General features: G+C 61.4%; 13 protein-coding genes. 7 read left to right on the forward strand and 6 right to left on the reverse strand.

The window, feature by feature from the left end:
• Positions 1 to 26 precede the first annotated feature (26 nt).
• Positions 27 to 1,025, forward strand: a complete 999-nt coding sequence (locus TERRO_RS13795; protein ID WP_014786308.1) for a polysaccharide deacetylase family protein — start codon at positions 27 to 29, stop codon at positions 1,023 to 1,025.
• Between the two features lie 110 nt (positions 1,026 to 1,135).
• Positions 1,136 to 1,537: a hypothetical protein gene (locus TERRO_RS13800; protein ID WP_014786309.1), complete on the forward strand. Its 402-nt coding sequence runs from the start codon at positions 1,136 to 1,138 to the stop codon at positions 1,535 to 1,537.
• A gap of 61 nt (positions 1,538 to 1,598) precedes the next feature.
• Here the strand turns inward: TERRO_RS13800 and TERRO_RS13805 are convergent, their stop codons facing one another.
• A complete protein-coding gene (locus tag TERRO_RS13805; protein ID WP_041592587.1) occupies positions 1,599 to 2,633 on the reverse strand; it encodes a hypothetical protein in 1,035 nt (344 codons plus the stop codon).
• Positions 2,634 to 2,892: 259 nt separating this feature from the next.
• Between TERRO_RS13805 and TERRO_RS13810 the strand changes: the two genes are divergently transcribed.
• From TERRO_RS13810 to TERRO_RS13820, 3 genes are read left to right on the forward strand one after another with little or no spacing between them, the layout of a single operon-like run.
• A complete protein-coding gene (locus TERRO_RS13810; RefSeq protein WP_014786311.1) occupies positions 2,893 to 4,407 on the forward strand; it encodes an ArnT family glycosyltransferase in 1,515 nt (504 codons plus the stop codon).
• A 37-nt stretch (positions 4,408 to 4,444) separates the two neighbouring features.
• A complete protein-coding gene (locus TERRO_RS13815; protein ID WP_014786312.1) occupies positions 4,445 to 5,740 on the forward strand; it encodes a glycosyltransferase in 1,296 nt (431 codons plus the stop codon).
• A 32-nt stretch (positions 5,741 to 5,772) separates the two neighbouring features.
• Positions 5,773 to 7,227: an O-antigen ligase family protein gene (locus tag TERRO_RS13820; protein WP_014786313.1), complete on the forward strand. Its 1,455-nt coding sequence runs from the start codon at positions 5,773 to 5,775 to the stop codon at positions 7,225 to 7,227.
• Position 7,228: 1 nt separating this feature from the next.
• Here the strand turns inward: TERRO_RS13820 and TERRO_RS13825 are convergent, their stop codons facing one another.
• Positions 7,229 to 8,278, reverse strand: coding sequence for a hypothetical protein (locus TERRO_RS13825; RefSeq protein ID WP_014786314.1), 1,050 nt, complete (start codon positions 8,276 to 8,278; stop codon positions 7,229 to 7,231).
• Between the two features lie 130 nt (positions 8,279 to 8,408).
• Between TERRO_RS13825 and TERRO_RS23825 the strand changes: the two genes are divergently transcribed.
• Together TERRO_RS23825 and TERRO_RS13835 are read left to right on the forward strand one after the other, a co-directional pair.
• Complete coding sequence (locus tag TERRO_RS23825) at positions 8,409 to 9,179, forward strand: PEP-CTERM sorting domain-containing protein (RefSeq protein ID WP_014786315.1); 771 nt, start codon at positions 8,409 to 8,411, stop codon at positions 9,177 to 9,179.
• A gap of 260 nt (positions 9,180 to 9,439) precedes the next feature.
• Positions 9,440 to 9,682 carry a hypothetical protein gene (locus TERRO_RS13835; protein WP_041592589.1) on the forward strand — a complete coding sequence of 81 codons (243 nt, stop codon included), beginning with the start codon at positions 9,440 to 9,442 and terminating at the stop codon, positions 9,680 to 9,682.
• A gap of 31 nt (positions 9,683 to 9,713) precedes the next feature.
• Here TERRO_RS13835 and TERRO_RS13840 read toward each other — a convergent pair whose 3' ends face one another.
• The 4 genes from TERRO_RS13840 to TERRO_RS13870 all read right to left on the reverse strand — a co-directional run bounded on the left by TERRO_RS13840 (position 9,714) and on the right by TERRO_RS13870 (position 15,188).
• Entirely contained in the window at positions 9,714 to 11,258 is a 1,545-nt protein-coding gene (locus TERRO_RS13840; protein WP_014786317.1) for an oligosaccharide flippase family protein, read from the reverse strand.
• A gap of 42 nt (positions 11,259 to 11,300) precedes the next feature.
• On the reverse strand, positions 11,301 to 13,490 hold the full coding sequence (locus TERRO_RS22150; RefSeq protein ID WP_014786318.1) for a tetratricopeptide repeat protein: 2,190 nt from the start codon (positions 13,488 to 13,490) through the stop codon (positions 11,301 to 11,303).
• A gap of 151 nt (positions 13,491 to 13,641) precedes the next feature.
• On the reverse strand, positions 13,642 to 14,292 hold the full coding sequence (locus TERRO_RS13865) for an exosortase C-terminal domain/associated protein EpsI (protein WP_014786319.1): 651 nt from the start codon (positions 14,290 to 14,292) through the stop codon (positions 13,642 to 13,644).
• Positions 14,289 to 15,188: an exosortase/archaeosortase family protein gene (locus TERRO_RS13870; RefSeq protein ID WP_014786320.1), complete on the reverse strand. Its 900-nt coding sequence runs from the start codon at positions 15,186 to 15,188 to the stop codon at positions 14,289 to 14,291. The genes TERRO_RS13865 and TERRO_RS13870 overlap by 4 nt, the downstream gene beginning before the upstream one ends.
• Positions 15,189 to 15,277 lie beyond the last annotated feature (89 nt).

Here is a 15,277-nt window from a genome sequence, read left to right on the forward strand (position 1 = left end):
GGTCACCTGCTGGCTGCACTACGCCCATGTCCAAACGCCTGTTGCTGTCACGCATTCTGAAGAGGTCGGGTGTCTTCGCCCTTCTTGACGCCCTGCCGTCTCGTCCGGGTGTCATCGTGCTGAATCACCATCGGATCGGCGATGCCAGCAAGACCCGTTATGACCGGGGCGTCTTCAGCCAGACGGCCGAGGGGCTCGGGGAACAGGTCCGTTTCCTGCAGAAGCGTATGCCGATCGTTGCGGGCGAGGAGCTGGAAGAGTTGCTGACCGGTAAGCGCCCGCTGGACCGCACCTACGCGGCGATTACCTTTGATGACGGCTACCTGGACAACTACACCAACGCCTTTCCTGTCCTGCGGAGTCTGGGTGCTCCCGGCATCTTCTTTCCCGTGATTGAATACGCAGGAAGCGATGCCGTTCCATGGTGGGATGAGATCGCCTATCTGGTGCGGAACACGGACCGCCCGGTGCTGGAAGTAAGTACGCCCGTTCCCTTGCGGGTGCAGGTGGGATCAGACCGTGAGGCCGCGATCCGCCCCTTCCTTCGCCACTACAAGAGGCCGGAGAACCAGGACAGCGCCCGGTTCCTGCAGGAGCTGCGTGAGAGTGCCGGTTGCAGCCTGCCCGAGCCAGGACGCAGGTTCCTGAACTGGGGCGAGGCACGCGAGATGGTGGCGGCAGGCATGGAATTTGGCTCACACACCTGCTCCCACACGATTCTGAGCCAGCAGAGCGCGGAGCAGCAGCGTTGGGAGCTGACGGAGTCTCGCCGCATTCTGGAGAAAGAGCTTGGCCTGCGGATTCATTCGCTCGCCTACCCGGTCGGTTCCTCGAGCGCATTCACCGATGAGACGGAGAAGATCGCGATCGATGCTGGATTCTCGTTAGCGTTTGCGTTTCAGGGCGGGTGGAATCGGTCAGGGTCGATCCGTCCGTCCCATGTGCAGCGTATTTCTCCTGCGCCGATGATGGTGTCACTGGAATCCCAGGTCTTCGGTTTGACGAGGGCAATTTGGACGCCTTAATCACACGAAAGTTGTGGCATTAAATTACCACTATGTTCTAGACAAGTACCAATGCTGGTCCTAGGATCACGGTAATCCCTCCTATAGCAAGGATGGATACGAGGTCCCCAATGCGCCAAGCGATTGTCTGTGCTGCCACGATCCTGTTCTCTCTTTCCGCTGTTGCCCAGACCAAGGTCTGCATGGGCGGCAATCTCGATTCGATGTCGAGCACAGAACGTCATTCCTGCGAAAAGCAGGTGCAAATGACGCGTGAAGCCGCGGTAGATGCGAAGGTGTCGGGCGATTGGCACTTTGTAGTGGTCTGCGGCGAGGACGGATGGAAAGACTACATGGCCTTCTCGCAGCAGGGTGAGGCTCCGCTTCGCACTGCCACCTCGGATACGGATGTTGCAGCCAAGACCATATACCTTCGCGGGACACGGCTGGAGTCTGCGGATGCGGCTGTGCAAATTATTGCGAACTCTTTGCGCAAACCAGCTGGCGACGACATTGTGCTCGCCCGGAACTAACGGCTTCGAAAGAAAGACGGGCCACCCTCGATCCGGGTGGCCCTTTCCATTGCGGGTGAGGCTACTTCAGCTTTGCGTCGGGGTCGACCTTGCCGGAGTTCGGCACATATTCGAGATCGGCGATGGCGCTCATGCTGACGACCTCAAAGTCGGTGAAGGTGACCTTGCCGAGATTGTGGAGGTCGTCATCATCCCAGCGCACATCAGGCGTTCCCGAGAGGAAGAGCGGAGAGCCGTTGTCGGCAAGGATGGCTCCGTACGTTTTCAGCGCGTTCAGGATCGCCTGGTTCTTCTGCGAGTAGCCAGCGGTGTTGAAGCTGGCCTTGAGGCGGATACGTGCGCCCATGGGCAGCAGGGTGTTGCTGGCGTTGCTGCTGGCGTAGTGACGCGCGGGCCATACGAAGGCCGAGCGGGTGACGGGAAGAGTGAAACGAAGCGCATGGTTGATCTGCCCGGAGGCGGCTTCGTCATAGCGGACGAGGGCAGGCATGATCTCGAGGCCGGCCGCGTCGGCAGAGTTCAGACCCATCGGCGAGTTGGGCGGAAGCGCGCGCAGCTGGTTGCTGGTGAGGTCGACGTAATTGCCCGAGTACGCCTGGATAGTGCCGTTCGACTTGCGACCCACTGTGCCACCGGAAGTGATGGGGCTGACGTTGTACATCTCGTAGAGCACGCACTTGGGAGCGGAGACTACGGTGAGGAAGTGGTGATCATCGCCGGACTTTGGATTCGGTCCACCCTCGACGAGCGCATTGGCGCTGGAGCCTACGGGATACGGTCCTTTGTCGCTGTCATCCTTGTCTTCGAAGGTGGTCTTGACCTTGGTGGCCTTGCCGTCGACGACGTTGATGGGCATGCCGTTGGAGGCTTCGCGGCCGAAGTCGGGGTGCAGGGCGTAGCCCTTACCAATGGTGTTGATGAAGACAGCGGAGTCCTGATCGACCGGAAGGCCGTTGATGGGAGTGTTCCAGATATTGTCAGCGGGATAGATCATGCAGCCGCCAACCATGCGAGCCTGGGCGGGCGTGAGTGTCTGAGCCTGGAGCGCGCCGGCAACGGCCAGCGACGCAAGGGCAAGGGCAAGAAGCTGTTTCATAATCACCTGCGAAAATGGGTAGGGCCTGGAGAGAGCCGAACTGGTCTGGGGATGAGAGAGCGTAACAAGATGCAATGCGCATGTTTTTGCGGACTTTCTTGCCGACTCAAGGCGAATATTCGACTTGAAATCGTCATCCCAATCTGCTGTTACGGCGCCGCGCGGAAGATAGTACATAACTGGGCAGAACGTTCCCGGTAGAACGAGTGCCTGACTTTCAGTGGAGCGCTTGCTGCCGCTGGCCACCTGGAGATTTTTGTTGAGCTTTGCATCTGCCGTAGACACATCGACTGGAACGAACGACCACCGCACCACTTCCTTATTCAAGAACTGGAAGTGGCTGCTGCTCGCCGTGCTGACCCTGCTGGTGCAGGTGCTGCCTTACCTGTCCCACCGCTGGGTTACGGACGAGAGCTGGTATACGGGGCCGGGCTTTTCGATTGCACATGGGCATGGCGTTGCGGATCCGGCGATTGGTCCGAACGACATTGAGAATCACTTCGACGCGAGGCCACCCGGCACAGCGCTGGTGATCTCCGGCTTCTTCCGCGCCTTTGGTACGGGGCAGGTGCAGGCTCGCATGGGGTCTGTGGTTGCTGCGGCGATCGTGCTGCTTGCCGTGTACTGGATTGGGATGGAGGTACTGGGCAGGCGTGGCGCGGTGGTTGCCGTGCTGGTTGCTGCTACTGATAATTTCCTGGTGGCGAGTGCGCGCACTGCGCGACCCGAAGCGCTGACGACGATGGCGGTGGTGCTGAGTCTATGGGCGATGGTTCGGTATGCGCGGGCCCCGGGGCGCGTGACCTGGGCCGTGGCGTCGGGACTGCTGATTGCGCTCGCTGCGATGTTCCACATTACCGTGCTCGGATTTGTGATTTCGTTTGGGCTGCTGGCTATCGTGATCGATCGCCGCAGTGGCCGCTTTCCTCTGCGGGGCGCGCTGCTTTACACGGTTGGTTTTGTGGCGGGACTGGTTCCCTTTGCGGTCTGGATCCTGACGAATCCGTTGGGCAAGACGGGCTTCCGTGCGGAGTATCTTGCGCGTACGCATGAAGCGCTGGCGATGAAGCTGGTGCATGAAGGTAAGCGTTACGGTGACATGCTGGGCTTGCATCAATTGCACGGGCATGGGCTGGAGTGGGTGCCGGTTCGACTGGTAATTCCTGCATGCTTTGCGATCGCAACGTTCCTGCTATGGCGGTATCGGCGGTCGTGGCTTTGGCTGGAACTGCTGCTGGTGGTTCCGACGATCTTTTGGTTTATCGAGACTGCGAATAAGTCGTCTCGCTACTTTGCGCTTGCGGCGCCTTTCATTGCGCTGACGGTCGGTGCCTGCGCGGCTGCGACGGTGGATCGACCGCGCTGGCGCAAGGCGGTGGTGTGTGGCATTTCGCTCTTGGTGGTGATGCAGTTTGCCTCGAACCTTGTTCTGCTGCGCGCGGCCAGCCGTGCCGACTACAACAAAGTAGCCGATGAGTTGAACAGTGTGGTGCCTGCGGGCGAGCCTGTTTACGGCACGATTACCTTCTGGCTGGCGATGCATCAGCATCCGTATCTCTCGTATGAGCGGACGACACCGCGGATGGCGCAGGAGCGGTTTGGTGTGCGTTACTTTGTGCTCGGTGACCGGATGATGACGCAGGGTGAGCCGTGGGATGCTGAGTTCTACGCGGACATGAACCAGTACCTGGCGGACCTTGTGCATCGAAGCACGTTGGTCGGTCATTTCCCTGATCCTTACTACGGGGATCTGACTGTTTACCGGACGCGATAGGAGCGATCGATGGCCAGGAGAGCGTGGATGAGGGTGCATGATCGCAAGGCTTAGGATCGAGGCGGAGGACTTCCTCCGCTACAACCCCGTCGTCCGTAATTCTCTTGCCCGGTACAAGATTCTGCGCGCGGCGAAGGCTGATGCGAGCAGCACTGGGGCGGCTGTCGATGTGTTGCGCGAGCTTTGCGCGGCGGCGCGGCTTGCGAGCGATGATGCGCTTGTTATGCGTGCTGAGGCTGAGATTGCGCGCGTTTTGAATCGAATCAATCCATCGGAGGTTCGCTGGGAGACGCTTTTGCCGGATCCGACCTCGCGGCGGATCACCAAGGGCATTATTTTGAAGCCCTATGTCAGCGATCGGGAGAAGGGTGTCGTCTTCGTCTCGTTCGAAAACCAGATGGCGCGGATGGCGTTGGCGACGGACCTGGCACGGTTTGCGAGCCGGTACACGCTGGTGGTGTCGCCTTCGTGGTGCCCGCCGCATTCGGTTTTTACGTACCTGTTCCCGCGGGTGTACCCGGACAAGATCATTTCGCTGATCAGTAACCGGAAGGATCTGATGTACTTTCCGCGGATGGACTCGAAGTACAGCATGGTGCCGTTGTATGCCTCGAACTGGGTGGACGATCATGAGTTCCGGCCGGTGCCGAAGGCTGAGAAGACGATCGACATCTTTATGCTGGCGAACTTTGCGAAGTACAAGCGGCATCATGCTTTCTTCCGGGCGCTGCAAGATGTGCCGCGGAACTTTCGCATTGTGCTGAATGGGCAGAGTGAGCCGGGGCGGTCTCGCGAGACGATTTTGAATGAGGCGGGTGCTTATGGTGTTCGCGACCGCTTTGAGTTGCGCGAGAATGTGACAGACCAGGAGTTGCACGACAACCTGGTGGGAGCGAAGACGAGCGTGATCCTGTCGGTGCGGGAAGGGTCGTGCGTGGCGGTGGTGGAGGCGATGTTTGCGAATACGCCGGTGGGGATGCTGGAAGATGCCGAGATCGGGTCGCGCGTCTTCATTACGCCGCAGACCGGGCGGCTGCTGCGGCATGCTGGGCTTGGAGCGCAGATTACGGATTTCGTGAACAACGCGCACACCTATGAGCCGCGGCGCTGGGTGGAAGACAACGGTGTGGGATGTGTGGCCAGTTCTGCCGTGCTGAATGATGCTTTGAAGGAAGAGGCTTTGGTCGCGGGGCGCGATTGGACCGAAGACATTGCGACGTTGCGGTGGCGTCCGAATCCGCAGTACTACCGGCCGGAGGATGCGGCACGGATGCAGGAGGCGCACGCGGATATTGCAGCTTGCGGACTGCTGATGGGACTCGAGGCCCGATGACCGCCTTACCCAGAGATTGGTGGAGCTGAGCCTTGGCCTTTTTCTTTACGCTGCTCTATATCTTGACGGCGTTTGTCAGCCCGCCTGTGCTCTTCGGCGACTTGCATGTCTATCACATTGAGCTGATCGTGGCACTGCTGGCGCTGGCCACTACCCTGCCCGGTGTCGGGCCGTCGAAGTTGTTTCAACAGCCGCAAACATGGGCGATCTTTGCGCTATGGATCCTGATCGGCGTTTCTGTCGGCATCAACGCGTCCATCCGTGAGGGCGCTACGGCGTTCTATGGATTTCTGCCGGTGATGTTCGCGTACTTTCTGACTGCGGTGAATTGCAGGTCGAAGCGGCACCTGCAACTGATGTTCCTGGCGCTTTTCCTGGGCAGCTTTTACTTCATCGTGCATGGCTTCCTGGACCTGCGCGCGAATGTTTCGCCGAGTCTTTATCTGTATGGCGAGGGCGCTCTTCGCCGGTTGCGCGGTCTTGGGCTGATCAACGATCCCAATGACTTCTCGCAGATGATGGTGAGCTTGATCCCGTGCGTCTTCCTGTTCCGACGCCGGAGTGCTTTCCTAAACATTTTTGTGATCGGGATCCCGGTGGCGGCGCTGGTGACGGGCCTCTACCTGGCGCACTCGCGTGGTGCGGCGGTTGGGTTGATGGCGATTGTGATCCTGTCAGCGCGGCGCAAGATCGGAACGGTGCCGGCGATTGTGGTGGCGGGCGCGCTGTTTGCGGGATCGCTGGCGTTTGGCTGGTCGGGCGGTCGCGATGTCTCTGTGGAGGCGGGTGCTGACCGGCTGGATGCTTGGGTGATGGGCATCGAGTTCATCAAGACGCATCCGCTGCTTGGAATCGGGAACGACCGGTTCGGCGAGTTGAATTACATTACCGCGCACAACTCGATCATTCAGTGTGCTGCGGAGGATGGTTTCGTTGGATTCACCTGCTGGGTGATGTTCATCTTCGTGAGTATGCGGACGGCCGTCCGTTTGAGTTCCGCGGGGAGTGGCTCGGGTGAGGATGAAGATGAGCCGGCCGTCGCGGCTGCTGCTGTGCCCGCCTCGCCGAAGGACGCCTGGGCCATGATGCTGGCTCGAGCGAAGGAGCCAGCGGCGGAGAGCGTCAGTGCTCGCCCGGCCGTTGCGGCTCCCTCACTTGGTACCGGCGCCGCCCTCCGTTGGGGAGCGGTCAACCAAGGTATCGACATGGTTGGCGATCCGCGGGAGATCCAGACGATGGCTCGGCTGCTGCTGCTGGCGCTGACGGGATTTCTGACGGCAGGCTGGTTCCTTTCGCGGGCCCTGTCGCCATGGATGTTCATGTATGGCGGCCTGCTGTTCGCGCTGGAGCGCATGGCCGCGAGCCGGCAGATTGTCCTGAAGAAGGACCCCTTCTCCTTTGTGCTGAAGTGGTCCGTCATCATTGGGCTTTCGCTGCTGACGCTGGTCTATATCACCCTGAAGGTCCGGTCGAAGATGGGTCAGTAGGCTACCGTGTCGATGCCGAGAGTGGATCGGCGCGGGCAGAGTCATCGAGCATCTGCAGGCTGGTCTCGTCCACGGCTTCGAAGTCGGAGGCCTTGATGTTGGTGAGTTTGTGCAGCTCGTCGTCGTTCCAGCGCTTGTCCGGGACACCACTGATGAACATGTCGCCACCGTTGTCGGCGAGAAGCATGCCGTACTTTTTCAAGGCGGTGATGATGACCTTGTCGGCCGCGGGGTAGCCGGAGGCGTCGAAGTCTGCGCGGAGACGGAAGCGTTCGCCCATGGGCGGGAAGTTGGCGTCCCGATGCGGTGAGGCGAAGTGCCTGGCAGGCCAGACGTACGCTGCCTGGGTGCGTGTGGTGGTGAAGCGCAGCGCGTGCCGGATCTCTCCGGACGCTACCTCTTCATAGCGGACGAGGCCCGGAAGGATGGGAAGTCCTGCGGCGTCTGCCGAGGTCTTGTCGAGCGGGCGGAGCGAGTTACTTTCCAGATCCATGCGGATGCCCGAGGCCGCCTTCCACTTCCCATCCGACAGCTTCTTTGCGGAGAAGAGCTCGTAGAGCATGCACCGCTGTGCTTCGATCACGATTACGTGGCGGTCTCCGTCGTCTTTCGGGTGTGCGCCGCCCTCGATGGGTGCGTCTGGCGGAATCGGGTAATTCCCGAGGTCACTGTCATCGTGATATTCAAAGTCGATGGGGATGCGGCGTGTCGTGGGAGGCACCACCGTGAAGGGAATGCCGTAAGAAGAATCGGTCCCGAAGTCGGGGTGCAGACGGCTGATGGGGCGCATGACTTCAAGATAGGCGGCTGAGCGGGGATCCTTTGGTAACGCGTCGATGGGCGTGTTCCAGACATTGGAGGCAGGAAATACCGGACAGCCGTCGATGGTGGGGCCGGTGGCTTCCCTGCCGGATTGCTTCTGAGCCAGCACGATTGAGCCGTGGTCACCCATCTCAAACGGGGGAAGTTTGCGTTGCAGGAGGAAATAGAGGGCCACTACGGCCGCGAGGCCGAGGACGAAAGTTTGGCTGGAACTCAGTTTCGATGGCAACGGTGCTGCACCTCAATGGCTTTACTGAAGGATAGAATGCAAATGCGATTTCGCACACCGCATTTGGGCATCTGGATGACTGATTGGCCACTTGATTGCAAACATAACCGTAGTATAAGAAGAGGTCTACATGCGTAATCCCGCCTTGATCACCGCAGTACTATTCATCGCCGTCGGCGGTTGTGCGGAGAGCATCTCCAATTCGCCGGAGTGCGAGCGGTGGATTGCCGATTACAGCCATAAGCTGGCCGAGTCGCAGCCGGTTCAGGAGATCACCCGGCAGAAGCGGACGATTAAGCAGTATGTCCACCGCACGATTGGTACAGTAAGTCCAAAGCCAAAGATGGTGCGGACGGTATCCCCGATCGATCCGCTGCGCCCGGGACTGACGCCGAAGCAGATGATGCGCCGTTTCCAGGTGCTGTGTGGCGATCTGCCGCCGGTTGCCACGGCCATGTTGCTTCCGCCCGTGACGCCTCCCGCACCGGCCACGCCTGCGATGATCCCCGGCACGTTTGTACCGAGTACCCCTGCTTCCACTCCCCCCCTGACACCAGCGACACCAGGTAGCCCGATTATTCCTGGTGGGACCGGCCCCGGTTCGCCGACCAACCCAGGTGGCGGCATACCGCCGACTCCCTCTACGCCTACTACTCCGACGACTCCTACCACTCCGACGACACCCACTACACCCACTACGCCGACGACACCCACGACGCCGACGACCCCGACGACGCCAACCACTCCTACGGAGCCCACTCCGCCTGAGTTGCCCCCGACGACTCCGCCGGAGGGTCCGCCCGCACCGCCGGTGCCCGAGCCTGCGACGTTGACGCTGATGCTGTCTGGTTCATTGGTCGCAATCGGTTACGCCGTCCGCCGTAGAGCCCTAACCGCGTAAAAAGTTTGCCATAGGTGGTAATGTTTTGCCCTATACGGAGGGCGAACATTGCCGCCTTCTTTTTGGCCTACCGATCCGAGCTCGGATCCGGGTGAAATTTTCCCAAATCGGGTCATTTCTTCCATGCCTAACATAGCCCGCGTGCAGAATATGCAGAGATTTGCACTGTGCGCAGCTAAATCGCTTGGATTTTTTCGAGCTTTGGTCACGCAAGTGCAATGACATAGACGAACGCGAGTGTCGCGTTCGTGGAGACCACAATGTTGAATAAATGGACGATGGCCGTAACGCTCGCAACTTGCTCGATCGCACCTGCTGTCGCACAGCAGCATGTCCGTTCGGCTGTTACGGCACCGGCAGTCGCAGTACGTTCTGCCAATCCAATGACGAGTGAGACCAGTGCAGTCTTCTCTCGCAATCCTGAGTTTGGCATGCTGCTTTGCCTTGGCGCTGTCTTTGTTGGATCTGCAGCTCTCTTCTCGGCGCGTCGCTCCGAGCTGTAACCAAATCCGGCTGACGCCGGCGTCCCCTCCCTTAGGGCAGTTCTTCCACAATGGTGACGCGGCGCAGCAGCCAGGAATAGGTCATTTGGACCGGAGCGGCAAGGACGGTAGGACTCGCGTCCACCAGAACCTTGAGCCGCTCAAGATCTTCCCTCTCTAACCAGCGAAATAGCCAGGCGCAGCCCAATAGGAGCACGCCTGCTACTCCTGTTCCCGCAAGTAATCCGGGCAGCGGCGGCAACACGCGTGCGACCGCGTAGGCGCAGATTGCAGCAAAAGTGCTGCCGATCGTTACCTTACCCAAAAACAGCCAAGGCATGCGGATGCGGTAGCGCGAGATGGCCAGCGCCCAAAGTGCCGTGACTGCAATGAGTTGCGCAACGCCGCTACCGATGGTGGCTCCGACGGCGCCGTGTTGCGGGATGAGCCACCATGCGACGGCCACATCGACCACGGATGCGAAGAGTGTGGCCCAAATGAAGTATTTCTGCCGTTCGACTGCCTCAAAGAGCGTTTGTACAGGTGTCAGGAATGCCTTGGGCAGGCAGGTAAGCGGCGCCATGGTGGCGACGAGGATCGCGCCGCGGTACTGATCGCCATACATGGCAACAAGTAACGACCCGGCCAGCGCGGTGGTAACGATGTGGAGCGGCAGGGACGTGAGTCCGAGGTAACGAGCGGACGACGCGGTCATGGCCGGGATGCGGCTGCGGTCCCGGCCGTATTGTGCGAAGACCGTGGCGCCGGTGGCGGAGGCGAAGACGGTCGGGAAGATCAGGAGCTTCTCGGCGAGGCTAAAGGCTACGGAGTAGAAGGCGATCTGCCGTACGTCCGGCGACATGTGCTTGAGAAGAAAGATCTCAGACCGATCCCAGACGATGAGCGTGAGCATCATGCCGGTGATGCTTTGCCATGCGAAGTGGAACATGCGCGGGCGGAGATCAGGCGGGAGCGAGACGTTGTCTGAGGGCCAGCTTCGCACTTTGCGGACGGTCGGGAAGAAGCGGACGGCGAAGTCGACGATGCGCATGCCAAGCATGGCCGAGGCGATGCCGACGACGCCCCAGTGGAGGACGACGGCCAGAACGGTAAGGACGAAGAAGGTCGCGGTGCTGGCGACGGAGGCGGGGAGGTTCGCGGAGAGATCTTCCGAGGCGACGTTGGCCTGCGCGGAGATGAAGTTGACCATGGACGGCCAGACGCCGATGACGAGCAGGAGCGCGGCGAGGCGAAACTCAGTGGGCGAGTTCCAGAGCACCCAGACGATGGAGGCCGCAGTCATGACGGTGGCCATGCCGATCTGGATGTAGAGCGTGCGGAAGTAGATGAAGCGGGCGGTGGACTGCTGGCCCGATCCCAGGTATTCCGCCATGTATTTGCGAGTCGTGGCCGGGATGCCGATGCTGCCAAAGCTGCTGGCGATGTTGGCCATCCACATCACGTAAATGATGTAGCCCATGCGGGATGGGCCGAGCGCCCGCGCAACGAGGACCGAGGTGATCAGCGACGCCAGGAAACTGATGAGGTTTTCGAGACCGTACCAGAGCGTGTTGCGAAGAATGGTTTTGCTGTTCACCGCGCCTGCGTCACTTGCTGAAAGAAACCCATGGAGTCCATGTTAGATGCCTTTACCGGAGAGTTTTGCCAGGGATTGCTGCGCCTGGAGGGAGAGTGGAGTGCCGGGCGCGAGGGTGGCCACGCGGTTGAGGTGGACGGCGGCTTCGGCCTGTCGGCCGAGCGAGGCCAGGACGACACCGAGGTGGTACTGAACGGAGGCGTCCGAGTCGTCGAGCGCTGCGGCCTCCTGGAGGGGTTGAAGGCCGGAGGCGGGCAGGCCTTTGCGGTAGTAGATCCAGCCAAGAGCGTCTGCGGCGGCGACGGATGCCGGCCGGGCACGGTAGGCGGCCTGAGCGGTGGAGAGGGCGACGTCGAGATTGCCGCCGGCCTCCGCGGTCAGGGCCGCGATGCTGGCGGAGACTTCGGGCTGGTCGGCCTTGAGATTCAGTGACTTGCGATAGAAGTCGAGCGCTGCCTTGTTGTCTCCAGAGGACTCGTACAACATGCCGAGGGCGGCGGGTGCCTGGGGATCGGTGGGGTGTGCTGCGGCCCAGCGGTTCCAGAGATCGACCGCGGGCGCCAGTTGGCCAGTGCCGAGGATTACGCTTGTGAAGGTCTGGGCGGCGCTGCGGTTGTCGGGGTCGAGTTCGGTGGCGCGCTTTGCACTCGCTAGGGCTGAGGATGTGTCCGCGGCGGCGAGCTGCGCCTGTGCGAGCTGGTCGTAGAGTTCGGCGGAGGCGGGCGCGCGCTGGAGCTGCTGCCGAACACGCTGGACGGCGGCGGCGGGCTGATGGGCGCGGACGTCGAGGGTTGTGAGTTCGGCGATGGCGGCGGGATCGGGCGAGAGCTGGAGCGCGTGTTCGAAGGCTTCCCTCGCCTTTGCTGCATTTCCCTGGGCAGCCTGCGCGCGGCCGAGTTGGACCAGCGCGAAGCCGTTGGCTGGCTTGAGCTTGAGGGCCATTTCGAGGTCGGCGATGGCGGCTGCGCTGGCATTGGACTGGAGGTTTGCGACGCCTCGCCAGAGATAGCCGTCGGCGAGATTGGGGTGGGCGAGGAGCATCTGCCGCGCGGACTCTTTCATGTCGGCGGCGTCGCCGCGGCGGTAGGCGAGGTCGGCCAGGCCGGACTGGGCTTCGAGGTTGGAGCGGTCGCTGCGCAGGACTTTGCGGTAGGTGTCTGCGGCCTTCTGCTGGTCGCCGAGGCGGTCCTGCGCCCTTGCGAGGAGAATGCCGAGGTCGACGCTGTCAGGCTCGTTCTTGCTGGCGGTTTGCAGCAGTTGCAGGGCGGCTTCGTTCTTGCCGTCGTGCATGAGGAGGTAGGCGTTGAGGAGGATTACGCCGGGGTCGGTCTCGTGCTGCTGGACGAGGTCCTCGATCATGGGGCGGGCGCGGTCGAGGCTGCCGGCGTCGATGAGGACTCGGATATAAGTGAGCTTCAGGGAGAGGCTGCCCGGGTGACGCTGGACGAGCGCGGCGTAGGTCTGCTGCGCCTGGGCCGTGTTGCCGGTTTCTTTGTAGAAGCGCTCGAGAAGGGGCGCGGCGGCTGGGTCGTTTGAGAGGTCGTCGGTTGCCTTTTGCAGGGTGGCTTCGGCCTTGGCGCGGTCGCCGGCATGGATGTAGAGGGCGGCGAGGTCAGCGCGGGCTGGGACGCTCTGCGGGACGAGGAGGATGGCTTCCTGCATCTGCTGCTCTGCGCCCTTGATGTCGCCTCGGCGTTCGAGGATACTTGCGAGACTGAAGCGGGCGCTTACGTCTTTTGAATTGAGCAGGATGGCCTGTTGAAGTTCACGCATTGCTTCGGGCTGTTTTGAGGGGTCGGCTGCGAGGAGCTGGCCGAGGGCAGTGTGGAAGTCTGCACGGTTTGGTGCGAGGGCTAGTGCTGCCTGGATTGCCTGCATGGCGGCGGACCGGTTGCCGGAGGCTGCGGAAGAGGCGGAGAGAAGGGCTTGGGCGTCTGCGTTGGTTGGCTGCTTGTAGACGACCCAGCGAGCCTGCGCGGCTGCGGCTTCGGTCTGGCCGGTCTGCAGGAGGAGCCTTCCGACGTCGACGCGGGCGTTCATGTTGGCGGGCGCGAGTTGAAGGACCTGGCCGAGTTCGTAGATGGCGAGCTGGATGGAGCCGCTCTCCTGGTAGGCCTTGCTGAGTTCGTAGTGGCCGTCAACGGAAGAGGCGTTGAGGCGGATCGCGTTCGAGAACTGGATGGCGGCTTCGCGCGGTTTGCCTTCGCGCTCGTACTGGCGACCGCTCTCCATGTAGGCGAGTTCACGGCTCTTTGCGCTACGGCAGCCGCCCAGGAGCGACAGCGATAACAGCAGAGCTGCGGCGGCGCTTCTTCGGCTTGTACGTGCGATCGGCAGGAGGTGACCTCGTTATGGGGATGCGCTCGCGGCGCGAGCGAGTTTCTCAGTCTGGTAGATAGGTTGAAAGTAACGGGTTAAGGCTCGCGGTGAAGCTTACAGCACGGGCTCGAGCGGCGGACTGCGGTTCGCCGGGGGCGATGGGTGTCATGATGCGCAGGAGTGCACCGTCTGTCCGGCGGTCGCGGATGGATTGGAGCAGGAGGTAGCCCTTGGCGGCGTAGTCGCTTGCGATGTCGCGGCCCTGGCTGCGGTACCAGTAGAGGACTTCGTACCTTGCGGTGCCGTTGGTGACGACGTACTCGGCGACGTGGTGGGGCTTGCCGGTGGTATCGGTGAGATCGAGTTGGCCACCGGCTTCAAAGGTCCAGCCGGCGCCGGGGAGGCAGTTTTGTGGCGAGTGAATGCTCTGGCCGCTGCGTTGGGTGGGAAAGTAAGCGATGAGAAGGTCGATGGGCGGGGCCGCCGTTGCGGCTTCGCGGTAGTTGCGGTTGAGGAAGCTGCCGTCGCCGAGGACCTGCAGGACGTCTGGCGCCATGGGCAGATCGGTTCCCTGCCATTTGCCGATTGTTGTTGAGAGATCCTGCAGCGGCGTGGCGGGGATCACCAGATCGCCCTCGCCCCGGATGCGGAGTGTGAGGGCGGTGGCTGCGAGGAGCAGGACGAGGGTGGTTGCCTTCCAGTTCACGCGGCTCATGTGGGGCGGCTCGCGCGGGCAGATATTACGGAGTGCAGGACCAGCAGCAGCAGCAGCGAGAAAACGAACATGAGCAGGCCGGAGAACTCGTGGAAGAAGCCCAGTGCCGTCTCTGGGCCGCTGTGCTGGACGAGCAGGCCAGTGCCGACGATACGGAGCATGTTGGCGCAGACGGCGACGGGAACGCTGCAGGCGATCACGAGCCAACGTCGGGCGGGGCTGCGTTCCGCAAAGTAGCTGTAGAGGACCGCGAGGGTGAAGAGGCTCATGAGCGAGCGGATGCCGCTGCATGCCTCGGCGACCTCGAGGGAGATGGCGGGCAGTCGGATGATGTTGCCCTCGCGGAGGACCGGCACGTGGAAGAGCGGCAGGATGAAGCCGGCCGCGGCGGAGGCGAGGAGTTGGAGCGGCAGCGCGATCTGGTTGAAGAGGACCTGCGGGATGGGGATGGCGAGCAGGCTGACAGCGAGCGGGAGGCGGAGGTGCAGAAGCATCTGGCGGCCGCAGAGGAACCAGATGATGCCGGCGGCGACGAAGAGGAACGAGATGCGGGCGAGAAAGAGCTCGGAACCGAGAACGCCGAGGAGCAGAAGTGCCAGACCGGGGAGAAGCAGCCAGAGTCCCGACCAGGAGGGAGCCGGGACGATCTGCCGAAGTTCCGTTTTACGGGACCATACGAGGTAAGTAATGAAAAACGGGATCAGGAAGCCGTGCGAGAAGTCTGGAAGGATGTACCAGTCGTGGACGAGCTTAACCAGAACGCTGAAGTAGAGGCTGGCGAGTAGAAAGAGTGTCAGGGCGGCGAGTGCCTTATCCGGAGTCGACAGCGCACCGATGCTCTCCGCAGACGCTATGGCCGGGGCGTTAAGAGGTAAATATTTGCCTTTTCCGAGCATCTTGAGTATTAATTCCCGCAACTTACTTTTTATCAGCCCTTACTCGTTGCAAACGATTGCATTACGTATTTGAGATGAACTTACACGTT

Origin of the sequence: Terriglobus roseus DSM 18391 (genome assembly GCF_000265425.1) — a bacterium.
Lineage (GTDB): Bacteria > Acidobacteriota > Terriglobia > Terriglobales > Acidobacteriaceae > Terriglobus > Terriglobus roseus.